This is a genomic window from Streptomyces sp. NBC_00873 (assembly GCF_045207415.1).
GTDB lineage: Bacteria > Actinomycetota > Actinomycetes > Streptomycetales > Streptomycetaceae > Streptomyces.
This window is the reverse complement of record NZ_CP108803.1, coordinates 8,578,964-8,602,415: the sequence shown is the minus strand read 5'-3', so window position 1 is coordinate 8,602,415 and position 23,452 is coordinate 8,578,964. Positions and strand designations below refer to the sequence as shown.

Sequence of the window (23,452 nt, the reverse complement as noted above, 5' to 3'; positions counted from 1 at the left end):
AGTGCAATCCACATCAGGGGCGTCTTTCGTCATGACGTCGGGCGGGCACCGGCACGTCATAGGGCAGCAGGCCCGGGGAACGCAGTGCGAGCCACATGTCCGGGGGGATGGGATGGCTGATCATTGCAGCGGCGTCCGCCACCTCGGCGGCGCTGCGCGCCCCGAGCAGGACACCGGCGACCGCCGGATGGCCGAGCGGGAACTGCAGTACGGCTGCCCGCAGCGGGACCTCGAAGCTCTCGCACAGGGTTCCCAGGGCCAGGGCTCGGTCCAGCATTCGTGCTGAGGCCGGGGCGTAGTCAAAGGTCGCGCCCGGCTTGGGATCGGCCAGGAGGCCCGAGTTGAACACTCCGCCGACCAACACGGACACCCGGCGCTGCGCGGCCTGTGGCAGGAGCGAGGCCAGCCCACTCTGGTCGAGCAGGGAGTAGCGGCCGGCCAGCAGGACCACATCGACGTCGGTGTCACGGATGAACCGTGCCGGCATCGCAGTCTGGTCAGCTTCGCCTTGCCGGTGACAGTTTGACCATCGCCCAGTGCGGGGGGACTTGCTCGATGGGGACGCGGCACAGCGGGGCGGGGGTTTCAATGGTCCCCGCCCCGCAGCCACCTGCTCAGCCCTTCGTCGCTCCACCAGTGAGGCCTTTGACGAATTGCTTCTGGAAGGCCAGGTAGAAGACGAGGATGGGCAGCGTTGCCAGGAACATGAGGGCGAAGACCGAGCCGAAGTCCGCTTGGTGTTCGCCGATGGCGCGATAGATTCCGACAGTTACCGTGGTGCCGGTGGCCGGCCCCAAGATGATCAGCGGGTTGAGAAAGTCATTCCAGATCCACACGCCGAGGAAGATCAGCACGCTGGCCGATGCCGGTCGCATCAGGGGAAACACCACTTGCCAGAAGACACGGAATGCACCGGCGCCGTCGAGCGCCGCTGCCTCTTCGAGTTCACGTGGGATCGTCTTGACGAATCCGGCGAAGACGAGGACTCCGAACGGCATGTAATAGCCGACGTACGCCAGAATCAGACCCGGCACAGTGCTCATGAGACCAAGAGCCCGGAGTACTTCGGTGATCGGGGTGAGGATGACCGCCGGCGGCACCATGAGGCCACACAACAGCGCGACCATGGCGACCTTGGCCAGGATGCCGGTCGACCGCGCGAGGTAGTGGCCGAGCATGGCCGAGATCGCGGTAATGATGAGGATGGAGATCACGGTGACCTCCGTGCTGTTGATCAGCCCGTACCAGAAGAGATGGTCTGGTCTGGAGAGCACGCTTTGAATGTTGTCCAAGGTGGGTGGGATCGGGAGCCCCACCGGGTTCGACACGATCGCTGAACCGTCCTTGAACACGTTGACCAGCACGAGGTAGATCGGCAGGAAGAAAAGGAAGCCTGCGAGCAACGCGGCAAGCGGACGACGGGTCGGTCCATGGCCTTCGGCCTCGCCGACGCTTCACCTCGGGGAAACTCTGTCCGGCGACACTCGGGATCATGTCGTATCCGAGCCGCCGGGGGAAGATGCGGTTCCGGATCTCCCACTGAACTTGCACGTCCGTCATGTCGATGTGTCTGACCATGAGGGGGCGGCCTGCTGCTGCTCACCGGCCCCGATCGCTTCTGCGATCGGCATGGCCGGCCTGGGGCATCCTCGTACATAAATAGATCCTAACTAAGTCTTGACTCGCTGAGCTGCCAGCTGCACGCTAGATCGCATCTGCGCTGAGCGTCTACCCGGGAGAGGCAAGGGATTTCCGTCCTGGCGGGGCTGCGGGAGTGCCGGCCCACCGTCACCCTTGTTCCCCATCCCATGGAAGAGTATGAACTATTTGGGTGACATCGCTCGTCACCTACTTCCCCTCGGTCTCGAGCGGAGCGGACGGCGACGGGACCCGGCGCGAGATCCCGCCCTCGCGGCTCCAGGGCAGACGATCAGCAATCACATGCTTCGTTGAGATTCGCCTCACTGAGGAGGAGCTATGGACAGACGTCGCTTTCTGGTCGCCAGCGGCCTGAGTTCGATCACGGCGATGGGGCTTACCGCCACCCCCGCTCAGGCGGTGCAAGCGACCAACGACGGGGCGTCCCAGCCACGGCGGATCATCGCGGGCTTCCTGTCGGTGGGTGTGAGCGGCTCTGGTCAGGTGAGCAGCCTGGTGGATCTGCGGAATGGCACCGACTATCTCGCGACGGGCACATCGGTGCCGCTGGTCAGTGTGGTGGCCGATGGCACGCATGAGGTTCCTGCCGAGGTGAGGGTCTCGTCGAGCGACCGGCGGGTCCTGGAATTCGGCAGCGACAAGGTGACGATCGAAGTGAAGGTCGTCACGCTCCCGACTCACTCCACACTTGAGGTCGTCGGTCTGACGGCCGCTCCGGGCGTGGATGTGCAGACGTTGCTATGGGGCCCGCTGCCGACGAAGATCACCCAGACGATCGGTGAGACAGCCGGTGTGGTCGGTAACGGCGATTTCGTCTTGGGGGTTCGTCCGCTCAACGACAAGACCGTGGGTGGGTGGCCGAACGAGCACTTGGCCTACGGGTTCGGCCCGGATCTCATCTGGAATCCCTATGGCCTGCAGACCGGCGAGAAGGATGAGTGGCTGGCGAGCAACGTTGCGGCGAAGACGACATGGGGCAGCATCCTGCGCGCCACCACCTACGACTACAGCCGGGAGCGGGTCCGGCAACGCACCAACGGGTACAAGATCCCGCTCGGGCCACTGCCGGCGCCGGAGGGCCGGATCGTCGGGTCGAAGATCGCGCTCTTCGGCAGTGCTCCGGATCTCGCACTTACCGTGCTCAGTCAGATCGCCAAGCAGCACGGTCAGGCATACCCGACCCTCGACGGCCAGTGGCAGAAGGCGGCCCAGCGCACTTCGCAATCCCACTTCTGGATCTACGACCTCAACACGAGCAACGTCACCGCCGCCAGCCAGTACGCCAAGCAGGCCGGGATCAGGAACATCTATGCGATCGCCGGCGACGGACCATGGGTATCGCACGGGCACTACCAGTTCAGAGACGTGTTCGGCGGATCCGACGCGGCGGCGGCCCAGTTGGTGGCTACGGCGAGGAAGGAGGGAATCGAGGTCGGTGTACACACCCTCTCCAGCTTCATCGACGCCCACGACCCGTATGTGAAGGCGCCGGCTGATCCGCGGCTGGCCCTGGGAGGGAAAGCCAAGCTGACCCGCCCGCTCGGCCAGTCGGACACCACGCTGTACCTGGACGCCGAGGCCCCGCTGGAGCCCGGCGTTGACGGACAGCGGCTGCGTATCGGCGACGAGTTCATCACCTACGGCACCGTCACGAAGGTGAGCGACAGCGAATGGCAGGTCAGCGGCCTGAAGCGGGCGCAGTGGGGATCAGCCGCGCAGTCCTACCCGGCCGGCACCAGCTCCGCCCGGCTCATCCAGAACGGCTACGGCGGCGCGCTGGGCAGTCTGCCGATCATCGACGAGATCGCGACCCGGCTGGCCACCGCGTACAACGACACCAGTATCCGGGCCACGTCCTACGACGGGTTGGAGTCGGCGGGCTACAACGGCTGGGGCGGCTATGGTTTCGCGCACCTGGTCAACGGCGTCTACCGGCAGCTCGACTCCAAGGAGTTCGTCACCGAGTGCAGCAACCTCGCGTCCAACACCTGGGACGCCCAGTCCCGAGCCAGTTGGGGCGAGATCGGCAGGACGGACTACGCGCAGCTCCTTCGGAGCAACACGTTCTACCGCGCCAACTATCTGCCCGGCATGATGGGCCAGCAGGGGTTGTCCGGCAACGACAGCCTTCAGAAGATCGAATCCACCATGGCGCGCGCGGCCTCCCTCAACGCCGGCATCAACTTCGAGACCAGCGTGAACAGCCTCGCATCCGGATCGAACTCCGCCGCGTTGCTGCAAGCGATCACGACGTGGGAGTCCGCACGCGCCATGGGTGCGTTCGCACCCGATCAGAAGAAGCAGTTGGGCGACCCGAGCAAGTTCTGGCATTTGAGTACCGTCACGCCGAATCAGGAGTGGACGCTGCGGCAGGTGGACTCGTCCGGTCAGCCAATCGGCGAGCCGCAGCAGGTCAAGGCTCCCACGCCGGGCTTCACCACGCCGGAACCGTCTGATGCTCAGGTCGGTGTGTTGTACGAGTTCAAGGTGACCTCGAGTACTCCACAGACCACCCAATACGAAGTCACGTCCGGCAGCCTTCCGCCGGGACTGACCCTCAACAAGGACACCGGCGGCATCACGGGCATTCCCGCCACCGAGGGCGCCAGCCAGTTCACCATCACCGCCCGCAACGGTGGGAGCATCGCCGACGCCGAGATCAGCTACAAGGTGATCACCAGGCCGGGAAAGAGGCCCTGATGGTACTTCTTGAAAGTACCTCTGCCCGCAGTTCCGGATGCTGTTGGTGATCTTCACTCGGGACGGTGACGTCGGGCGGGTGGGCCTGCGTTGATGTCTCGGCAGTGCTCGATTGGTGGGTGCGGACGGTTTCGGCGGTTGGCGGAGTGGCCACGGTGCCGATGCCGTCCGTGCGGCCCGCGCTCAGGGCAACACCCGCGCGGCCGGCGGATCGTCCGTCACTGCTCCCCCTGAGACATCCACTCCCGGCTCCATCATCGAGTTCGGGAGCGGCTGCCTGCCTGTCGCGGGGCCAACCAGGGCAAGGAAGTTCTGATGCGCCGGCGAGACGCTCGGGGCACGACTGCCGACACCCTGGGCTCCTGTTCGCGGACATGGGTGTAGCCCCGCGTGGGCGTCGCGCCGCTATGTGGACATCTGCGACCTGTTGATCAGGTGTGGGTGATACAGGGGCGGGTGGTGCTGGCCGATCGCGCCGAGCGGCTGCGCAAGGAGCTCGCCGAGATCGATGCCGAGGCGGTCCGGCTGGAGGCCGCGAAAGTCGTGGTCGGGCAGTTCATCGACGTCGAGCGGTCCGGGCAGGCGGATGATCCGGCCTTGGCCGAGGAGTTGGAGCGGATCTCAGCCTGGAGGCGCTGACCGATCTCGGCTTCGCCGGCCTGGACGACGACCCCGACGACCCGGTGATCGTCACCCGCCGCCGGGCGACTCGTGGCCATCCGCTCACCGCCGCCCAGAAGCAGGCGAACCGGCTGGTCAGCCGCGAGCGCGCGGCAAACGAGCGCGCTACTTCCTCTGGAACCTCATGTCCCAGTCTCCAGGTGTCCTCGAGCAAGGGGAAGCTTCAGAGCGGTAGTTTCCCCAGCTCGACCTCGTGAAGCCTGATACGCCGTGACGAGAGCCTTCTGCTTCTGGGCAGAGTGCGGAGGGCTGCCCCGCGGCCGGAGGTGTGGGCGCTCACTTCTGGCCGAGCTTGATGCGTTCGGTCAGGTCACCGACCTCGCTGCCGAGTTTCTGCACAGGGGCGGCGAGGGAGGCCAGCGCGGACTCGATATCGACTGCTGCGGCCGTGTACTTGTCCATGCTGGCTGCGTGCTCCAGCCGTGCCCACACGGCGGCTTCGGCCACCAGGGCGTCGCGCTGGGGGCTGGCGATCGGGTGCTGGGATGCCTTGGTGAGCAATTCGCGGGCCTGCTGGCCCGGGGCGCTGTCAGTCATGGCCGGAATCCTTCCAGCGGGCCTGAGTCGATGGGCGGATTTCGGACGGTGGAATGCAGCGAAGAAGTACGACCTGCCCGCCTATCTGCTCGCAGGGGTGGCGTACAACGAGGTCGGAGGCGATCCGCCGAGCACGGACGACACCCAAGAACATCCTCACCAACGACCCCAACACCTCGTGCGCGGTAGGCGTTCCTTGGCTTCGACATCGATGTTCCGACGTCAGCGCAGTTCCGAACGTGAACTCGTGATGTCGGTCGGAGCAGGGCGTCGTCTCGATCGGAGCTCACCGCCCGATGCCAACTGATCGCGCCCGAAGCGTTGTCCCGTAAGTGATCTCCGTGCTCGTGCGGACAGCAACATGTCCTGCTGCTGGTCAGAGATGTGGGGCAGACTTCGGTGAACAGGCGTGGCTGAGCGTGCAGGGAGGGCGCATGGAACGCATCGGTGGGTCGCTGAGGGGCTGCGAGCCCTCGGTGCTGGACGCGCTCAGCGTTGCCGGGTGGACAGCGGGTCGCCGGATCGCCACTGCGGACTGGACACAGGAACTGACAGCGGCGGGGTTCGAGCTCAACGAAGTGGCGCTGGGGGTTTGGGCGGAGTTCGGCGGGCTGAGGATCGCGAGCTCCCCGACCCGCGTCCCCGGCTCGTCACTGGACATAGACCCCGTTGACGCCTGAGTGACGGCCACGTCCACACCGGCCCAGAGATCATTTACGGGACAGCCCTTAGCTGCGCATCATCGACATCAGCAGCCCGTGAGTCTCCGCGTCGGCGGCCACCAACAGTCCGCGGCCTGCCGGCCCGATCGGGGCGCCGTCGATCCCGGTGACTACACAGCCGGCGGCCCGGCACACAGCGATGCCGGCGGCGAAATGCACGCTCCCAGACAGGTCACCGCCATCAGTGACGTACGCGGCCCGCTTGCCGGCCGCGACCCAGGCCAACGCCAGCGTCGTGGACACGACACGCGGCCGGAACCGCTCGACGAACTCGGGGTGGGCCAACAGGTCCACGGCCCGGAAGCCGGGCGCGCTCGGGAACGGCGGATCCAGGTTGACGTCCACCAGCCGGGTAGCAGGCGTGGGCGCCAGCTGCGCATCGGCCCCGTCGTGCCGCACCCAGGCGGTCTCACCGTCGGTGAAGAAGACCTCGCCGCTGAACGGGTCGGCCACCGCCGCCGCCCCGTTGCGCAGCGCCACGTTGACGGCGGCCAGCATGTTGCCCACGGCGTAGTTCAGCGTGCCGCACAAGGGATCCACCAACCACTGGCGCACGGCGTCGGCCGCACCGTGCCGCCCACCTTCCTCGCCGAGCACCGCATCATCGGGCCGAGCGGCACGGATGACGCCGAGGATCGTCTTCTCAGCCTCCACATCGGCGGCGGTGGCGAAGTCCCCAGCACCCTTGTCGATGCGGGTGAGCCGCTGTCCGTACATGGTGCGCACCACATCCGCGCCGGCACGTGCCCCAGCTATCGCAACCCCGGCATCGTCAAAACTCGCGTATGAGTTGATCACGCTGTGCAGAATATCGAGACGGAGTCATGCGCTGGCCGGGGTCAGTACCCAGGGGGCCTGACCGCGACGATGTCGCCCGGGCCGATTCCCCGGTCGTCGAAGTGACGGGCATACCGGTCGATCAGCTCCGCGAAGGCGGCAGACCGCCGCGCCCGCGAGTCGGGGAACGGCGGGAGGCATCAGCCAGTGGTTCATGGGGCCTCGAGAGTGATGCGTCGGCAGCTCGGTGAAAGGTCTCAGGCTTCCAGTACGACGACGGCCTCGTCCGTGTACGTCGGGAACGTCCGCGTCTCGTGGACGTACAGCTCGATACCACTCGCGTCGTGCCCGGTGCAGCCGATCCTGCGCGCGCAGGCCGAGAGCGCGGCCGCCGACGCTTCCGTACCCGTAGAGGTCCGCGCCGGTCGGGCCGAGGAACTGCCCGTTGCCGACAGCTCCACCGACGGGATGGTGGCCTCGCTCATGCCGTGCACCGTCACAGCCCATCGCGCCACCGCCAGGGGCGCAGATGGATGAGCCGATCACCAGCGCAGCGCCCTGCCGCCATCAATCCCGCCGGTGGCATAGCCGACGGGACGCACCGATCGCCGCGGTCTGTGATCGTCGGCCCGAACCGCCGATACTGCTGAAGGCGCTGTGGCTGCACCTGCAAACCGGTCGAACCCGGCCGGCGACCTGACAATCCGTCATGAAAGTCAGTATTAGGTCAGCATCAGTACCGCCACCCACCGCTGCCGACGGCCAACAACCGCCAAGATCTACAACTGACGTCACTCACTCCGACCAGGAAAGACACCGGTCAGAGCCACATCTGCCAGCGTTGCCAGGAGACACGTATGAGAATGCTGATCAACGTCCCCGAGACCGTCGTCGCGGACGCCCTGCGCGGCATCGCCGCCGCCCATCCCGAGCTGACTGTGGATGTGGACAACCGTGTCGTCGTACGGCGTGACGCACCCGTCGCCGGAAAGGTGGGGCTCGTCTCCGGGGGCGGGTCCGGGCATGAGCCGTTGCATGCCGGGTTCGTCGGGCCCGGGATGCTGTCCGCCGCCTGTCCCGGGGAAGTGTTCACGTCGCCCGTTCCGGACCAGATGGTGCGCGCCGCCGCCGCCGTCGACAGTGGTGCGGGGGTGCTGTTCGTCGTCAAGAACTACACCGGCGATGTGCTGAACTTCGAAATGGCCGCCGAACTCGCCGAGGACGAGGGCGTGCAGATCGCGAAGGTGCTCGTCAACGACGACGTGGCCGTGACGGACAGCCTGTTCACGGCGGGGCGGCGGGGCACTGGGGCGACCCTGTTCGTCGAGAAGATCGCCGGGGCGGCGGCCGAGGAGGGTGCTCCGCTGGAGCGGGTGGAGGCCATCGGCCGGCGGGTGAACGAGGCGTCGCGGAGTTTCGGGGTGGCGCTGAGCTCCGTCACCACCCCGGCCAAGGGCTCTCCCACTTTCGATCTGCCGCCGGGCGAGCTCGAACTGGGCATCGGCATCCACGGCGAGCCGGGGCGGGAGCGGCGTCCGATGATGACGTCGGGGGAGATCGCGGACTTCGCAGTGGACGCGATTCTGGAGGATCTGCGGCCGGACAATCCGGTGCTCCTGCTGGTCAACGGGATGGGGGCGACGCCGCTGCTGGAGCTGTACGGGTTCAATGCCGAGGTGCAGCGGGTGCTGTCCGAGCGGCATGTCGTCGTGGCTCGTACGCTCGTGGGGAACTACGTGACCTCGCTCGACATGGCGGGCTGTTCGGTGACGCTCTGCCAGGTGGACGAGGAGCTGCTGCGGCTCTGGGACGCGCCGGTCGAGACGCCCGCGCTTCGCTGGGGCCGTTGAGGAGCGGCCGTGCTCCCATGACATTGTTCCAGGGACAAGGAGATCCATGTGCTCGACGTTGACTTCTTCCGCCGGTGGATGGCCGCCGCCGCGGCCGCTGTGGACCGTGAGGCGGACCGCCTCACCGAACTCGACTCGGCGATCGGGGACGCCGATCACGGCACCAATATGCAGCGCGGATTCGCCGCGGTGACCGCGGTACTGGAGAAGGAGGACCCGCAGACGCCGGGGGCCGTACTGATGCTTGCGGGGCGGCAGTTGATCTCGACTGTCGGCGGGGCGTCGGGGCCGTTGTACGGGACGCTGCTGCGACGTACGGGGAAGGCGCTGGGCGATGCGCCCGCCGTGACGGATCAGCAATTGGCCGAGGCGTTCGCCGCGGGTGTCGCCGCCGTGGGACAGCTGGGCGGTGCGCGGGCCGGGGACAAGACGATGCTCGACGCGCTGCTGCCGGGCGTGGAAGCGCTCGGTACGTCGTACGCCGCTGCCCGGGACGCGGCCGATGCGGGTGCGACCGCGACCGTGCCGATGCGGGCGCGCAAGGGCCGGGCCAGCTATCTGGGTGAGCGCAGCATCGGGCATCAGGATCCGGGTGCGACGTCGTCCGCACTGCTGATCGCCACGCTGGCGGAGTCGTACGAGCGCAGTGGAGGCGGCTCGTGAGCGAGGAGAAGCAGGTAGGAATCGTGCTGGTGTCGCACAGCGGGCCGGTGGCCGAGGCGGTGGCCGAGCTGGCCAAGGGGCTGGCAGCCGGTGGTGCGACGGCGCCCGTGGCCGCAGCCGGCGGTACGCCGTCGGGTGCGCTCGGAACCAGTGCGGAGCTCATCGCCGAGGCGGCCCGGAAGGTCGACGGCGGCGTGGGCATCGCGGTGCTGGTCGACCTGGGCAGTGCGGTGCTCACGGTGAAAGCGATGCTGGCCGAGGGGGACGAACTGCCGGACGGGGCACGGCTGGTGGACGCGCCGTTCGTGGAGGGCGCGGTCGCCGCACTCGTCACGGCGTCGGCGGGCGGTGATCTTGCCGCCGTGGAGGCCGCGGCGACGGAGGCGTACGGCTACCGCAAGGTGTGAGGGACCGGAAGTACGGGGTCCCGCACCCGGTTCGTGGAACCGGGTGCGGGACCGCCGTGTGGTGCGCGTGTTCCGTCAGGCTGCCGAGGCGGTGCCTGCCGCGGCGATCCGGATCCGGGTCAGCTGCGTCGTGCCGTTGACCGTCACCGCGAGCGTGATCGTGCCCGGCCGAAGCGCCGTGAGGGTGCCGGTGGACGGGTCGAAGACCGCCGTGTGCCGGTGCCGGGCACTGTCCCGGTCGCCGATGTGGACGTTCGTCGACCCGGTCCAGTCGGCGGCCAGCGGGAACGCGACCGGGACGCTGCGGGCGCCCTGGGTGACGGTCGCCGCGATCTTCGCAGTGTGTCCCGCGCCGAGCGCGGACGGGGCGTCCAGTGTCAGTGTGTCGACATGCGCCCGGGTCTGCACCGAGACCCAGTCGGGCGCGCCCTTCCACGGCTTCTCCCGCGCGGTGGCCTGTTCGCCGGGCGAGACGTGGTCCGCGCCGACGAGGGACCAGCCGGTGAAGCCTCCCTCGTCCGCCGGTCCGGCCGGTGCCTTCCCGGAGTTGCCGTTGATCAGATACGGCACGCCGTCGACGTGCGAGGCGTGGAAGACCCCGACATGGCTGCCGATGAATGCGGCGCCCTTGCCCGTCGTACGGCGGAAGTCGGCGAGCCACTGTTCGACCAGGGCCGCCTCCTTGCGGTCCCCGAGCTGGCTGCCCTTCTGAACGGTCGGATCGCGCGGCGGAACGTGCTCGATCATCATCACCGAGTCGACGTCAGGGTCCTTCGCCACCGCGTCGAGCTGGGCGCGCACCTCCTTGATCTGGGCGAAGCCTCCGCCGCGCAGGGTGAGGCCGGAGGTGTCGAGCGTGATGATCCGGGTGCCCTTGTGGTCGAACGTCCGCTGGGCGGGTCCGAATTGGGTGATGAAGTTGTCGATCTTCCCGCCCATCACTTCATGGTTGCCGGGCACGTAGTACCAGGGCAGGAAGTCGCCGAGTTCCTCGGTCAGGATCTGGCGCGCGAAGGCGAGGTCCGCGGGTGATCCCTCGTCGACGAGGTCGCCGTTGATGACCAGGAAGTCGGGCCGTGCCGCTTTGATCTCGCGCAGGGTGCGCCGCGCCTGGGTGACGATGGCGCTGTCGGGGTCGCGGGCGACGAACTGGGCGTCCGACATCACCGCGAACTGCCAGTCCCGGGCTTCGGTGACCGCGGCCGGATCGATCAACGGGTCAGTGGTCACGGCCTGTTCGGGCAGGTCGACGGCGGGCGGCACCTGGGCGGTGAGGTCGTCGATGACGATCCCACCGGTGTACTGCTGGGCGGCCGCCGTCTCGGCGAGGTAGAAGCGGTACACGCTGAGCGGCATGGCCGCGCCCGCCGGCACGGCGAAGGTGACCTGCCGCCAGCCGGTCCAGGTGACGTACGGTCCGCGGAGCAACTGGTCGGAGCCCGCAGCGTCCTTGAGGTGCAGCGTCGGCCAGGCGCCCTTGCCGTCGCCCTTGATCCAGAGCTTGAACGACTGGGGCTGTCCGGGCACGGTGACCGGCTGGGGCGGGGCGGCGTACGCGGCGCGCGTCGCGGTCGACTGGGTGAAGTCGTACGTGAGTCCGAGTCCGGTGCCGCTGTGGCCTTCGGGGGTGGCGGAGAGGGATCCGCTCGCCCGCGCCTGGCTGAACTTCCAGGACCCGGCGTCGTCGAAGTCGGAGACGGCCTGCTCGGCGAGGCCGACGCTGACGGCGAGGACGGTGGTGGTGCCCGCGACGGTCGCCCTGATCTGTCCGGCGCCGCCGCCGGTGCGTGAGGTGACGGTGAAGTTGCCCTTGCCGCCGTCGCGGATGTCGAAGAGCGCGTGGTCGTAGTCGAGGGTGACGTCGCGGGGTTCGACGGGGGCGCTGGTGCCGTGCGCGTCGAGTCCGACGATGCCGAAGGTACCGGTGGCTTCGGCGTTCGCGAGACCCACCCGCTGTGTGGTCGGCTCGATCCGGGCCAGACTGTCAAGGACGGTCAGCGCGGTGCTGCCGCGGGCGGATCCCAGTTCGGCGCGCGCCTCCGTGGTGCCGCTGTGGCGTGCGGTGAAGAGCCCGTTGCCGTCGACTGTACCGACGTTGTTGCGGGCGGTGCGCCAGTGCGGGATGCCGGTGGCCGGGCCGTACGTCTCGTCGTATCCGATCGCGGTGAGGCGGCGGGTGAGTCCGGGGAAGACCCGCTCGGGGTGGCCGCCCTTGACGGGGTCGACGCCCGGTGCGGTACCGGCCGGGGTGCGGGTCTCGACCCAGAAGCCCTTGAGGCGGCCGCTGCCGTCGGGGGCGGTGAGGGCGAGGCCGTTGGGGACGGTGCGCTCGGTGCCGTCGGACGGGCTGTTCTCCACCTGCAGGGCGTCGCTGCCGGGCACGCGGGCGACGAGGGTCGAGGAGCCGCCGCCGTCCAGGTTGAGTGCGCTGTACGAGCCTGCCCGCCGCATCATCTGGCCGAGTTCGGTGAGTGTGACACCGCCGCTGTCGGCCTGCCGGCCGTCGATGGTGAGGATCTGCATCGTGCTGCCGTCCCGGGAGAAGCCGACGGCGGTGCGCGGGGCGGCGGTGTTGTTGCCCTCTCCGTCGTGGTTCTGTGCGACGCCGTCGACGACGAGGAGTTCCCGGCCGCCGACGGCGGTGCGGGGTACGTCTCCGCTGTCGGTGCGTGCCCGGTAGGTCAGCGACACGGGGTCGCCCGGCCGGAGCGACGTGAGTGCGGCGGCTCCGGCCTCGCGCCCGACGAGGACCGTGGTGTCGTCGGGGACGGCGCCGGAGCCGGGGGTGTGCGACACGGAGACGACCTTGCCGTCGCGTACGACCGCTTCGGCGACGGGAGTCGCCTTGTCGACAGTGAGTGCACGGTCGGCGGTTCCCCAGGCCGGGGTGTAGGCGCCCACTCCCCCGCTCGGCACATTGGCGGCGTTGTACGCGGCGAGCGGCCGCTGCCCGGAGTGCAGGGTGAGTGTCCCCTCGAAGTACAGGTTCAGGATGCGGCCCGCGCTGCCCGGGCCGATGCCGACCGCCCGGTTGACTCCGGGGGCGGGTGACTGGACGGGCACGCCGTCCTTGATTCCGACGCCTTCGGGCGCACCCGTCTGGTTGATGTCGAAGAAGTCGGCGTTGATCGCGGCGACGGTCCGGCGGCCGGGGCCCGCGTCGTGCCCGGCGGCGAGTTGTGAGACCGTGCGCCGGTCGGAGACCTTTCCGGTGGAGAGGTAGTCGGCCTGCACGCCACTGCCGTCGAGGTCGACGGAGAGGGAGTCGACCCGCAGCCACTTGTCGGATTCGAGCCGGTCGTACGAGCTGAGGCGGACTCCGGGGGCGATCGGGCGCGAGGTCCGGGCGGTCTCGATGCCGTCGCCGTCCACGACGGATCGGGATTGGCCTGCCGCATGGCTCGCCGCCGGCGGGGCGACGGGTCTGAGTACTTCGGCGGAGTTACGGGGACGGGGGTCGGGAGTCGAATCGGCGACGGCAGGGGCGATGGCTCCCACCGTCATCGCGGACACCGTCGCGAGGATCACGAGCGGACGCGTTGCTTTGCCGACTGTGCCAGGGCCCACAAATCCTCCTGGAATGGCGATGGTTGCACGGGCAGTAAGCGCTGTCGGCGGACAGCATGGCCGCGCGTACCGCCGCGCACCAGGGGGCCTCGGGAACCTCGGGGGAAACAGGGTGCGGCGAGTCGATGACACCCGTGATCATTGGGAAGACTTGACGGCATGTCATCTCAAAAGCGCAGTGCGGGACTTCTCCTGTTCCGGTCGGCGGGCGGGGGCGTCGGGTTCGAGGTGTTCCTCGGGCACATGGGCGGCCCCTTCTGGGCGGGCCGCGAGGCTGCCTCGTGGTCCGTCCCCAAGGGTGAGTACGGGCCCGGCGAGGAACCCGAGGCCGCTGCCCGCCGTGAGTTCGAGGAGGAGTTCGGCCATCCGGCGCCGGACGGGGAGTGGGTGCCGCTCGGTGAGTCCCGCCAGGCCGGAGGCAAGACGGTGGTGGTGTGGGCTCTGGAGGGTGATGCCGATCCGGCCCGGGCCGAGCCGGGGACGTTCACCATGGAGTGGCCCCGGGGGTCGGGCGTGCAGCGGGAGTTCCCGGAGATCGACCGGTTCGCCTGGTGCACACCGGAGGAGGCGGCGGAGCGTCTCGTCGCGGGCCAACGAGTCTTTGTCGACCGGTTGCGGGACCATGTGCGAGGTGGGTCGGCGCAGGACGGGCCCTGAGCCGCTCAGTCTCGATCCACCGATCAACAGCCGGTCCAGGGGCTGAACATGAAGGCGCGAATGCCCACTGAGCTGGCACGATGAGGGCTTCCTACGGTCCGACATACGCAGATCGAGAGAGCATCCGCGAGATGCCACCCTTCCCAAGCTGCTTCCGCGATCTCCGTCGGGTTCGGCGAGCCGAACCCAGTGGGGGATGCGGGGCTGCTGCTGGCAGTGCGCCTGGCAGAGCGTGGGCGGCTGCCGCAAAATGACCGTAAGCGCGATCACCCCCTACCCTGCAACGACCGACAATTCACCTATACGTCACGGGCGATGGCGATAAAGCGTTCGAGCTCGCCGGGGATGTCGGGGCCGGTGGGCTGGTAGACCATTTCGGTGACGCCGTCTCGTGCGTAGGCGCTGAGCTGGTCGCGGATACGGTCGGGGGTTCCGGTGACGGTGGTGGAGGTGATTGCCTGCCAGCCTCCCGCGCTCCAGGCGGCGTTGTCCGCTGCGTTGAGGTCGGTGAGGTGCTGATCGTGTACGGCGAGGTGGCGTTCGGTGCGGGGGTGGGCGGTGACGGCGTCGAGCCAGGCTTGTCCGCCGGGCAGGGTGGTGGGGTCGCCGCCGAATTCGTAGGCGGCATGATAGGCCAGAGCGTTACCGGGGCCGGCGGCGGCGCGGACGCGGGGGGAGTCGAGTGGTTCGTCCTCGCTCAGGACGGTGCCGTGGACGCCCAGGGCGGCCCAGGTGAATTCGTGGGCGTGGGCGGTTTCGCCGTTGACGCTGAAGAGGCCGTCAGCGATCTCAAGGGTGACAGCGAGACCTTTGGGGCCGAGAGCGGATACCAACGCAGGGATGTCGATGGGTCGCTGCGGCGCGTTCGTGCCGGGATGCATCATGCGCATGGGGGCGCCGTCCCATTCCACGGTGTCACCGCGCAGCAGACCGCGTACCGTCCGGACGTACGTGCTGAGGTAGGACCAGGTGGCCGGGGGTGAGCCGAGGGCGCGCGTGCCGTTGAACCCGGTGCCGAAGGCGAGGGCCACTCGGCCGGGTGCGAGAGCGGCGAGGGTGGCGGCGCCGGAGGCGTTGACCATCGGATGGCGCAGCGTCGGGACGAGGACACCGGGGGCAAGACCGATGCGGTGGGTGCGTTCGGCTGCCAGCGCAAGCATCGCCCAGACGTCGGGGCTCTGGGCGGGGGTGTCGTGGAGCCAGGCGCGATGGTAGCCCAACTGCTCTGCGATGGCGATGTGTTCGGGAGAGTGCAGAGATGTGGCGAACTGGCAGGACACGTCCATTGGTCAGGCTCCTCGGGGAGGAAGGAAGTCCCCACCCCCCAGGTTCACGTCTGGGACTCCGAGCTGGGCGGGAACTTGGCGTTCACGAAAACGCTGTCGCTGTGGCAGGTTCGCGGACGTCCACGGCAACCCGCACGTGGCCGGGGCCTGGCTGTGGCATCTCACGATCGATGATCTCGAACGGCCCGCCGATGGCGGTCACCTGCGCGAATCGAGAGGCACTCGCCTGTATCCCTGTCCTTGGGAGTGGCTCTGAATCTGAAGTTCTACGCCGGCATGTGGTCACGACGGGCCCCGCGACCAGAACAACACTGTCGATGCGCCGTTGCAGTATTAGATTTGCGCTCTGCCGCCATCGACGAACAGTTCGATTCCCGTGACGAAGCTGGAGTCATCTGAGGCCAGAAAAAGCGCCGCCTTGGCAACTTCGTCGGGCTCCCCTATGCGGCCCATCGGAATGGTGGACGCAATTTTCGTGATGGCGTCTTGAGGCTGCCTCGCCGCAAGCGACGTTTCGATCGGGCCAGGGCTGAGGACGTTGGACCGGATGCGGCGATCCTTCAGCTCCACCGTCCACCCTCGAACGAAATTTCGGATGGCAGCCTTGCTCGCACCGTAGACCGAGAACGCGGGGGTTCCCTTGACACTCGCAACGGAGCCCGTGAGAATGATGGAGGCGCCATCATTCAATAGCGGTAGGGCCTTTTGTACCGTGAAGAGCGCCCCCTTCACGTTGATGTTGAAAATTTTGTCGAAATGCTCTTCCGTGACGTCTCCCAACGAAGCGAACTCAGCTAGACCGGCGTTGGCGAAAACGATATCGATTCGCCCCTTCGTCCTGACGGTCTCGTAGAGGCGGTCAAGGTCTGCCAGTTCGGCGACGTCCCCCTGAACGCCGGACACGTTGCCACCGATTGCCTTCACACCTTCATCGAGTTCTTTCCGGCGGCGGCCCGTGATGAAGACATATGCCCCCTCTCTGACGAAGAGCCTTGCTGTGGCCAGTCCGATCCCCGTGGTGCCGCCGGTGATGACCGCCACTTTTCCCTGCAACTTGCCCATAGTCACCACAACATTCTCAAAATATGATTGGCCGGATGGTCTGGGTTCATCCCGGATGTCGCAGACATCTTAGTCCGGAAAGGTCAGCTCAAGCCGATATACCCACGCCCAATGGCGAATTAAAGCGCCAATCGGTGGTCCTGTGCCTTAGTCTCGCCGTTTCGGTTGAGGCTGGTCCGGATGCTGGCCGGATACGCGAAAGTGCCTTCCTGAGCTGGGACGATGAACCTTGTCTAGGGGTTTGATCGTCGCCGGAGGAAGGCACTTTCTGCGTGAAGGGTATCGGTTCTCGTCCCAGGCTCGTGGTGTCCGCTGACGGGTCGGGGGTGATTGGACATGCTGGATCGCGGTTGCTGGCTGATCTCGCCGATGCAACTGGGCTGACCGGTGCGTACTCCGTTGCGTTGCACCCCTTGAGGCCGCGCGGGACCGGCCACGACCCGGGCCGAATCATGACGGACCTCGCGGTGATGCTTGCCGACGGCGGCGAGGCCATTACGGATCTGGCCGCGCTGCGGGACCAGGCCGAGGTGTTCGGCCCGGTCGCCTCCGCCTCCACGGCCTGGCGGTTGCGCCGACACCGACAACGCCGCACTTGCTTCGCTTCGAGCGGCCCGCGCCTCAGCCCGGGAGGTCGCCTGGATGCAGGCCGCCTAGTGTCCTGCGCCGGAGATCCGTTGGCAGAAGCGGGCGAGTGAGTCGAGAATCTCTTCGGCTGTCTTGGTCCAGATGAACGGTGTTGGGTTTTCGTTCCATTCCTTGACCCAGGATCGGATGTCGGCTTCCAGGGAACGTACGCTTTTGTGTGCACCGCGGCGGATCTTCTGGTCGGCGAGGAAGCCGAACCACCTCTCCACCTGGTTGATCCAGGACGAACCAGTAGGGGTGAAGTGCAGGTGGAATCGGGGGTGCTTGGCCAGCCATGCTCTGATGGCGGGTGTCTTGTGGGTGCCGTAGTTATCGCAGATCAGGTGGACCTGGAGGTGCCCAGGAACCTCCTTCTCGATCTTGATGAGGAACTTCTTGAACTCCGCTGCCCGGTGCCGACGGTGCAGCGAGGTGATGACCTCGCCGGTCGCGACGTCGAAGGCCGCGAAGAGGGTGGTCAGACCGTTACGGACGTAGTCATGGGTGCGACGCTCGGGCATGCCCGGCATCATCGGCAGCACCGGCTGGGACCGGTCCAGCGCCTGGATCTGCGACTTCTCGTCCACCGACAGCACCACCGCCCCTTCGGGCGGATTGAAGTACAGCCCGACCACGTCGTAGACCTTCTCCACGAACAAGGGGTCCGTCGACAGTTTGAAGGTGTCCGTCAGATGAGGCTTGAGATGGAACTTCCGCCAGATTCGGCCCACGGTCGATTTCGACAGCCCACTGCGTTCGGCCATCGACTTGCGCGACCAGTGGGTGGCATTCTTCGGGATCTCCTCCAGCGTGCTGACCACGACCGCTTCCACCTGGTCGACGCTGATGGTGGGCGGCCGGCCCGGCCGGGGCTCGTCCACCAACCCGTCCAGCCGGGCGGCCAGGAACCGCCGACGCCACTTGCGGACCGTGTCCGCCGCTACCCGCAGATCCCGCGCCACCACAACAATCGGCGGAACGTCAGGGCCTGCACACGCCAGCACGATCCGCGCCCGTAACGCCACCGCCTGCGCAGACGTCGCCCGCCGGGCCCAACGCTCCAACACCGCACGCTCGTCAACGGACAACAACAACGGTTCCAGCTTCGGACCACGACGCGGTGCGGGCACACCCGCAGAAACACTCATACAGGTACTAACGACGGATCTCCGGCGCAGGACACTAGACCGGCGAGGGCATACCCGCTGTCCGGGCCGGCGGACGAGAACTGCCCGGCCTGGTCCTGGACCTCGACGCCACGCTGATCACCTGCCACTCGGAAAAGGCACAGGCCGCACCTACCTATAAGGGCGGCTTCGGCTTCCACCCGCTGCTGTGTTTCCTCGCGAACACCGGCGAGGCCATGTCAGGCCGGCTGCGGCCCGGCAACTCCGGAGCCAACACCGCCGCCGCCGATCACATCGCGGTGTTGGACGACGCCCTCGCGCGGATCCCGGACGCTCACCGGCACGGCACCGCGATCCTGGTGCGCGCCGACAGCGCCGGATCCGCGAAAGCCTTCCTCGCCCACATCCGAACCTTGCGCGAGCACGGGTTGGACCTGCGTTTCTCGGTCGGATACGCGGTCACCGAGCCGGTCCGCCGCGCGATCCGCTCGCTGCCCGAGCATCTCTGGCATCCCGCCCTCGACCAGAACGGAACACTGCGAGAGGGAGCCGCGGTCGCGGAGCTGACCGGCATGGTCGACATTGCCGCCCGCCTCACGCGCGGCGGCCGCCGACTCGCAACGACCTGTACAGCCGCACCGATGCCACGTAGGGCCCTGAACCGTCTGCCGACGTGGTGGGGCCCGCCCAGTCGGGTGAGCGGGTTGCGGGTGTCAGCGGTCGTCGCGCCGCCAGAGGTATGTGCTGGTAAACCGCGGCACAAGCGCCTCAAAGTCATCCGACACACGCCGGTGGGATCGAAGGTCGGTGATCGCGGTCCAGGTGGGCCGGTTCAGTCCGGAATGGCGGCGTCGACCAGGGTGGCGGCTACGGTGCGGGCCGCCGTTTCGGCGCTGGGGTCGCGGTCCAGCCAGGCGCTGATCCCGGCGCCGTCGTAGAGCAGTACCAGTTGATGGGCGAGTGACTTGGCGTCCTTGGCGCCGGCCTGCTGTGAAAGGTCGAAGAAGAGCTCGCGCAGCCAGGTGCGGTAGTCCTGCGCGGCCTGTTCGACGACACCGCCGGGTGGGGCGTCGGCGCTCGCGCTGATGAACGCGCAGCCGCGGAAACCCGGCTCGGTGAACGACAGACCCTGCGCCTCGAAGGCGCCGACCAGGCGCTCTTTCGGGGTGTCGTAACGGGTCTCGAGCTCGCGCGTCATGCGCTCGGCGGTCGCGGCGTGCCGCGCCTGGAGGTACGCGCGGACCAAACCGTCCTTACTGCCGAACACGCTGTACAGCGTCGCCTTCGCGACTCCGGCGCGCTCGATGACGCGGTCGATCCCGACCGACTGGACACCCTCGGCGTAGAACAGCTCGTTGGCGGCGCCCAGCAGCCGCGCTCGCGCTGCCGCGCTGCGTTCCTTCGGTGAGGGCACCTTCTTTGCTCGGCGCCTCCCGGATCCGCGACGTAGCGCAGGGCTCCGCCCGCTGGACGACGTTCGCCAACCCCGAAGGCAACGAGTTCGACGTCATCGCCGGATGAGAATGGAACCAGGCAGTGCCCCGAAGCGGGCGAAACGCCCACGGGGGACCGGCTACCAGAGCTGATACGGCTCACACATGAAAGGTCACAGCCATGAACAGGCTGGACGGCAAGGTCGCCCTCGTCACTGGCGGCAGCAGTGGTATCGGATTCGCAATCGCGCAGAGGTTCGTGGAGGAAGGTGCTTACGCGTTCATCACCGGGCGGCGCCGGCCCGAACTGGACAAGGCGAAAGAAGAGATCGGCGAGAACGTCACGACTGTCCAGGGTGACGTCACCGTCTCTGCCGACCTCGACCGGCTCTTCCAGACCATCGCGAAGGAGAAGGGGAAGATCGACGTCGTCGTCGCCAACTCGGGTCTGGTCGATCCGCAGGAGTTCGGCCAGATCACCGAAGAGAGCTTCGACCGCACCTTCAACCTCAACGCCCGTGGCATCCTCTTCACCGCCCAGAAAGCGCTGCCCCTGATGAACGACGGCGGATCGATCATCCTCGTCGGATCGATCGCCGGCCACACCGGTGTCGGCGGGTACACCACCTACAGCGCCACCAAAGCCGCCGTGCGCTCCTATGCCCGCACCTGGACCAAGGAGCTCAAGGGACCTGGTCAAGATCCTGCCGGACGAGCTGCGGCACGAGGTCGACTTCATCATGGCGGAAGGCGACATGGTGATGGTCCGCGGACGGTTCTCCGGACACGGTCAACCGGCACCCTGGATCGCCGCAGACTTCGTCCGTATGGAGGATGGGCTGCTCAAGGAGCACTGGGACATCATCGAGAACGAGACATCCCGCGCGAACTCGGTGAGCGGCCTACCGATGTACGGTGACACGTTCCCCGAGGAGCGCTGACCAAAGCAGCGAGCATTCGCCTTCGACGTAGTGCATCAACCGGCTGCGCGACGGCCAGATGGTGTGGCCGATGGGTGACAAGCAGGTCGGCTGGATCGCCGACGACAACATCGCGGCGGTCGTGGCCAAGGTCCTGGCCGAAGGCCCCAAGACGCATGCGGGCAAGGAGTACTACCTGTCCGCCGATCTCCTCAATGGCGCCGACGTGGCCGAGGTCCTGTCCGCCGCCCTCGGGCGGGAGATCCCCGCGCTCGTGCTGACCCCGGACGATCTGCAGCGCATGATCGATGCGGGGCTGAACACCGCGCCTGCCAACATGGACGCCGCGTACGCGGCCAGCACGCTGATGTGGGCGCGACAGACCTACGAGGGCCGGATGGACTACTCCGCGGTCACCACCAGCACGGTCCAGGACCTGCTCGGCCGAGAGCCCATCCATCTTGATTCGTGGGCCACCGCACACCGTCAGGAACTGCTCGACCAGCTGTCCTGACAGTTGCGGCAGACCGCGTGCCGGACGAAGGCATACGAGCTGGCGTCCCCCTGCCGGCGCCATCGACCCTGGGCACGTTCCTGCGCTCCTTCACCCACGGCAAGGGCCTGCAACTGCACGCGGTGCACCGCAAGGTCCTGGCCGAACTGGCGGCGTTCTACAGCGCCGACGTGGTGGCCGCCTGCCGCCACAGACGCACGCACTTCTCGATCACCTGTGGCATGACCCCCTCGATCCAGCGCGCCATCGCGTCGTTCCGCCAGGACGCGTGACGGTCCATCCGCTATCCGCGCGCTGTGGTCGACCCCGACACCGGCGACAGGGCGGGGAGGCCGATCGATGCCTCCAGGCGGGCCGGCGGGGCGCCGATGCAGTAGTGCGCTCCGTGGCCGAAGGCCAGGTGTTTCTTGTCGACGTGGGACAGGTCCAAGGTGCCTGCGGTCGCGCCGTGGCGGCCCGGTCGCGGCCGGCCGAGGCTCAGGCGGCGAGAATCGCGTCGCCGCGGGCGATGAGGGTGCCGTCGTGGAGTTCGGTGTCCTCGACGGCGTAGCGCGCAGCGGCAGGTTGGCGATGGATCAGCCCCTCTGTCTCGACGGAGATGCGGAAGCGCTCCCACGCGAGGCTCACAGAGGGGGCCCGGGCGTCAAGGCTGTTGTCATGCTCAACTTCTGAGGCGGATGAGAGAAGGTGCGCCACGTACGTCGCAGGCGCCCCGCGCGGTCAGTGCTGCGGGACCTCGCCCTGTGCGACCTCGATGCTGCTGTGCAGATCGTTCGTCGCGTCGAGTGCGGCGGTCCCGGACAGGATCAGGCAGGCCAGCAGCACGGCCGCCGCGGCGCGGCCGACGCCCGGCCGGTGGGTGACCCGGCCGAGCAGCGCCGCGACCCGGCGCGGAACCGGGCCCCCCGCCGCCGCGAGCGCCACACGGGGGCGCGCCCGCACCCCTTCCGCCGCCCGCGCCGCGAGCGCCGCGCGGCCGATCGCGCGCGCGGCGACCCGCCGGTCGCCGACAGCGACGGCCGCCGCCTCGTCGGCGCAGCGCTCCAGGGCGTAGCCCATGGGCGCGCGCAGTGAGCGCAGAGCGGGATGGCAGAGGGCGGCGAGCTCGGTAGCAGCGAGGAAGAGGTGGTGGCGGCCCGCGAGATGGGCACGCTCGTGCGCGAGCAGGGCGTCGCGTTCGGCGGGGTTCAGGGCGCGCAGCATGCCGGTAGTGACGACGATCCGGCCGGGACTGCCCGGGAGTGCGGGCAGCGCATAGGCGTCGGGGCGGCTGTCGCGCAGGACGGCCAGTTCACCGCCGGAGCACTCGGCCGACTGCCTGGCACGCTGCAGCTCCACCCAGTGGCGGCGGGCAGTACGGACCACCGCGGCGGTGCAGCCGGCCAGCAGGGCCAGGGCGGCAAGGGCGAGCGGAACGGCCACGGCGGCGGGCGCGGCGGCAAGCGGCTTGACGAGTTCACCGACCGCGGCAACCGCGGACAGCTGGGTCGCGCCGGGCACCACCAGCAGCACCAGGGCAAGCGTGCTGCACAGGGCGAGACCCACGGCCGCCGAGGCGAGCAGCCGAACGGCACGCAGAGGCGCCAGGGCGTCCGCCAGACGGCGGGCGGCGGGAACCGCGACGAACGGCATGAGCAGTGGAACCCATACGGCGTACATCATGGGGCGTCTCCGTCGAGCAGCTCCCGGAGCAGCTGCTCGTCCTCGTCGGTGAGCTGCGAGACGAATCGGGCCAGCACGGTGCTGCGGTCCTCTTCCTTCTGCAGTTCGCTGTGCATCCGGCGGGCGGTGAGGCCGGGCGCATCCTCGGTGGGGGTGTAGGCGAAGCCGCGCCCGGCGCGGATACGGGTGACCGTGCCCTTCTCGTACAGCCGGGTCAGGATCGTGGTGACGGTGGTGCGGGCGAGGGGCGCGCCGAGGGCGCCCTGCACCTGACCAGGGGTGAGCGGGGTGTCAGCCGTCCACAGAGCCGCGAGAACGGTGGATTCCAGCTCGCCGGCCGGTCGCCGTTCCGGCGCCGAGGAGGGCTCCGGTGCCTGCCCGGGCACCGAAGCGGAAGCCTGGGCCGACTCACTGCCCGGCCCAGGGGCCGGCTTGCCGTCCGCGCGAGGGTTCGGATCCTCGCTCGATATCCCCTGCACCTGGGACATGGGAACCCTCCTCCTGCTCCGAGCGTCTACAGTGACGTAGACCGTCTACAGCACTGTAGTCAGTCGGGCGTCCCGTCGGTGCGCCCAGTCACCATTATGGGAGGCCTTCCGCC

The 23,452-nt window shown here is 68.1% G+C and carries 23 protein-coding genes and 4 pseudogenes; 13 read left to right on the top strand and 14 right to left on the bottom strand.

Annotated features, from left to right (window positions below):
• Positions 1-13: 13 nt before the first annotated feature.
• Positions 14-499 (bottom strand): annotated as a pseudogene (locus OH809_RS39880) (aldo/keto reductase); the annotation flags it as partial.
• A 115-nt stretch (positions 500-614) separates the two neighbouring features.
• A complete protein-coding gene (locus tag OH809_RS39875; protein WP_406516166.1) occupies positions 615-1,403 on the bottom strand; it encodes a carbohydrate ABC transporter permease in 789 nt (262 codons plus the stop codon).
• A 574-nt stretch (positions 1,404-1,977) separates the two neighbouring features.
• Between OH809_RS39875 and OH809_RS39870 the strand changes: the two genes are divergently transcribed.
• Together OH809_RS39870 and OH809_RS39865 are read left to right on the top strand one after the other, a co-directional pair.
• Positions 1,978-4,359, top strand: coding sequence for an Ig domain-containing protein (locus OH809_RS39870; protein WP_406416188.1), 2,382 nt, complete (start codon positions 1,978-1,980; stop codon positions 4,357-4,359).
• Positions 4,360-4,815: 456 nt separating this feature from the next.
• Positions 4,816-4,998 carry a hypothetical protein gene (locus OH809_RS39865; RefSeq protein ID WP_406416190.1) on the top strand — a complete coding sequence of 61 codons (183 nt, stop codon included), beginning with the start codon at positions 4,816-4,818 and terminating at the stop codon, positions 4,996-4,998.
• Between the two features lie 318 nt (positions 4,999-5,316).
• On the opposite strand, the gene OH809_RS39860 is transcribed toward OH809_RS39865, so the two are convergent.
• Positions 5,317-5,577, bottom strand: coding sequence for a hypothetical protein (locus tag OH809_RS39860; protein ID WP_406416192.1), 261 nt, complete (start codon positions 5,575-5,577; stop codon positions 5,317-5,319).
• A gap of 434 nt (positions 5,578-6,011) precedes the next feature.
• Between OH809_RS39860 and OH809_RS39855 the strand changes: the two genes are divergently transcribed.
• Positions 6,012-6,257 (top strand): SUKH-3 domain-containing protein, encoded by a 246-nt coding sequence (locus OH809_RS39855; RefSeq protein ID WP_406516165.1) that lies wholly within the window; start codon positions 6,012-6,014, stop codon positions 6,255-6,257.
• 48 nt (positions 6,258-6,305) lie between these two features.
• On the opposite strand, the gene OH809_RS39850 is transcribed toward OH809_RS39855, so the two are convergent.
• Both OH809_RS39850 and OH809_RS39845 read right to left on the bottom strand, forming a co-directional pair.
• Positions 6,306-7,097: an inositol monophosphatase family protein gene (locus OH809_RS39850; RefSeq protein ID WP_406516164.1), complete on the bottom strand. Its 792-nt coding sequence runs from the start codon at positions 7,095-7,097 to the stop codon at positions 6,306-6,308.
• A gap of 236 nt (positions 7,098-7,333) precedes the next feature.
• A complete protein-coding gene (locus OH809_RS39845; protein WP_406416196.1) occupies positions 7,334-7,561 on the bottom strand; it encodes a hypothetical protein in 228 nt (75 codons plus the stop codon).
• A 372-nt stretch (positions 7,562-7,933) separates the two neighbouring features.
• On the opposite strand from OH809_RS39845, the gene dhaK reads away from it, so the two are divergent.
• From dhaK to OH809_RS39830, 3 genes are read left to right on the top strand one after another with little or no spacing between them, the layout of a single operon-like run.
• Complete coding sequence (gene dhaK, locus OH809_RS39840) at positions 7,934-8,926, top strand: dihydroxyacetone kinase subunit DhaK (RefSeq protein WP_266989266.1); 993 nt, start codon at positions 7,934-7,936, stop codon at positions 8,924-8,926.
• Between the two features lie 48 nt (positions 8,927-8,974).
• Complete coding sequence (gene dhaL, locus OH809_RS39835; RefSeq protein WP_406416198.1) at positions 8,975-9,589, top strand: dihydroxyacetone kinase subunit DhaL; 615 nt, start codon at positions 8,975-8,977, stop codon at positions 9,587-9,589.
• Positions 9,586-9,996 (top strand): PTS-dependent dihydroxyacetone kinase phosphotransferase subunit DhaM, encoded by a 411-nt coding sequence (locus OH809_RS39830; protein ID WP_406416200.1) that lies wholly within the window; start codon positions 9,586-9,588, stop codon positions 9,994-9,996. The genes dhaL and OH809_RS39830 overlap by 4 nt, the downstream gene beginning before the upstream one ends.
• Positions 9,997-10,071: 75 nt before the next feature.
• Here the strand turns inward: OH809_RS39830 and OH809_RS39825 are convergent, their stop codons facing one another.
• Positions 10,072-13,500 carry a phosphodiester glycosidase family protein gene (locus tag OH809_RS39825; RefSeq protein ID WP_406516163.1) on the bottom strand — a complete coding sequence of 1,143 codons (3,429 nt, stop codon included), beginning with the start codon at positions 13,498-13,500 and terminating at the stop codon, positions 10,072-10,074.
• A gap of 222 nt (positions 13,501-13,722) precedes the next feature.
• Between OH809_RS39825 and OH809_RS39820 the strand changes: the two genes are divergently transcribed.
• A complete protein-coding gene (locus OH809_RS39820; RefSeq protein WP_406516162.1) occupies positions 13,723-14,220 on the top strand; it encodes an NUDIX domain-containing protein in 498 nt (165 codons plus the stop codon).
• Between the two features lie 299 nt (positions 14,221-14,519).
• Here the strand turns inward: OH809_RS39820 and OH809_RS39815 are convergent, their stop codons facing one another.
• Positions 14,520-15,506: an LLM class flavin-dependent oxidoreductase gene (locus tag OH809_RS39815; protein ID WP_406516161.1), complete on the bottom strand. Its 987-nt coding sequence runs from the start codon at positions 15,504-15,506 to the stop codon at positions 14,520-14,522.
• Between the two features lie 333 nt (positions 15,507-15,839).
• Positions 15,840-16,568, bottom strand: a complete 729-nt coding sequence (locus OH809_RS39810; RefSeq protein ID WP_406424714.1) for an SDR family NAD(P)-dependent oxidoreductase — start codon at positions 16,566-16,568, stop codon at positions 15,840-15,842.
• A gap of 272 nt (positions 16,569-16,840) precedes the next feature.
• Between OH809_RS39810 and OH809_RS39805 the strand changes: the two are divergent.
• Positions 16,841-17,222: pseudogene (locus OH809_RS39805) on the top strand (transposase); the annotation flags it as partial.
• On the opposite strand, the gene OH809_RS39800 reads toward OH809_RS39805, so the two are convergent.
• Entirely contained in the window at positions 17,222-18,343 is a 1,122-nt protein-coding gene (locus tag OH809_RS39800; RefSeq protein ID WP_331743599.1) for an IS630 family transposase, read from the bottom strand. The pseudogene OH809_RS39805 and the gene OH809_RS39800 overlap by 1 nt on opposite strands.
• Before the next feature lie 71 nt (positions 18,344-18,414).
• Here OH809_RS39800 and OH809_RS39795 point away from each other — a divergent pair.
• Positions 18,415-18,909 (top strand): annotated as a pseudogene (locus tag OH809_RS39795) (transposase); the annotation flags it as partial.
• 245 nt (positions 18,910-19,154) lie between these two features.
• On the opposite strand, the gene OH809_RS39790 reads toward OH809_RS39795, so the two are convergent.
• Positions 19,155-19,736 (bottom strand): TetR/AcrR family transcriptional regulator, encoded by a 582-nt coding sequence (locus tag OH809_RS39790; protein WP_406416205.1) that lies wholly within the window; start codon positions 19,734-19,736, stop codon positions 19,155-19,157.
• Positions 19,737-19,936: 200 nt separating this feature from the next.
• On the opposite strand from OH809_RS39790, the pseudogene OH809_RS39785 reads away from it, so the two are divergent.
• The 4 genes and pseudogenes from OH809_RS39785 to OH809_RS39770 all read left to right on the top strand — a co-directional run.
• A pseudogene (locus OH809_RS39785) lies at positions 19,937-20,431 on the top strand (SDR family NAD(P)-dependent oxidoreductase); the annotation flags it as partial.
• A complete protein-coding gene (locus tag OH809_RS39780; RefSeq protein WP_406424716.1) occupies positions 20,415-20,696 on the top strand; it encodes a nuclear transport factor 2 family protein in 282 nt (93 codons plus the stop codon). The pseudogene OH809_RS39785 and the gene OH809_RS39780, both read left to right, overlap by 17 nt.
• A gap of 70 nt (positions 20,697-20,766) precedes the next feature.
• Positions 20,767-21,189: a hypothetical protein gene (locus tag OH809_RS39775; RefSeq protein ID WP_406416207.1), complete on the top strand. Its 423-nt coding sequence runs from the start codon at positions 20,767-20,769 to the stop codon at positions 21,187-21,189.
• 17 nt (positions 21,190-21,206) lie between these two features.
• The gene (locus OH809_RS39770) at positions 21,207-21,461 is read left to right on the top strand and encodes a hypothetical protein (RefSeq protein ID WP_406416208.1); all 255 of its coding nucleotides are present in this window, start codon (positions 21,207-21,209) and stop codon (positions 21,459-21,461) included.
• Between the two features lie 11 nt (positions 21,462-21,472).
• On the opposite strand, the gene OH809_RS39765 is transcribed toward OH809_RS39770, so the two are convergent.
• From OH809_RS39765 to OH809_RS39750, 4 genes are all read right to left on the bottom strand, one after another.
• Complete coding sequence (locus tag OH809_RS39765; RefSeq protein ID WP_406416209.1) at positions 21,473-21,619, bottom strand: hypothetical protein; 147 nt, start codon at positions 21,617-21,619, stop codon at positions 21,473-21,475.
• Positions 21,620-21,666: 47 nt separating this feature from the next.
• A complete protein-coding gene (locus OH809_RS39760; RefSeq protein ID WP_406416211.1) occupies positions 21,667-21,816 on the bottom strand; it encodes a hypothetical protein in 150 nt (49 codons plus the stop codon).
• Between the two features lie 93 nt (positions 21,817-21,909).
• On the bottom strand, positions 21,910-22,851 hold the full coding sequence (locus OH809_RS39755) for a M56 family metallopeptidase (RefSeq protein ID WP_406416213.1): 942 nt from the start codon (positions 22,849-22,851) through the stop codon (positions 21,910-21,912).
• Positions 22,848-23,237 (bottom strand): BlaI/MecI/CopY family transcriptional regulator, encoded by a 390-nt coding sequence (locus tag OH809_RS39750; RefSeq protein WP_406424718.1) that lies wholly within the window; start codon positions 23,235-23,237, stop codon positions 22,848-22,850. The genes OH809_RS39755 and OH809_RS39750 overlap by 4 nt, the downstream gene beginning before the upstream one ends.
• Positions 23,238-23,452: the final 215 nt, after the last annotated feature.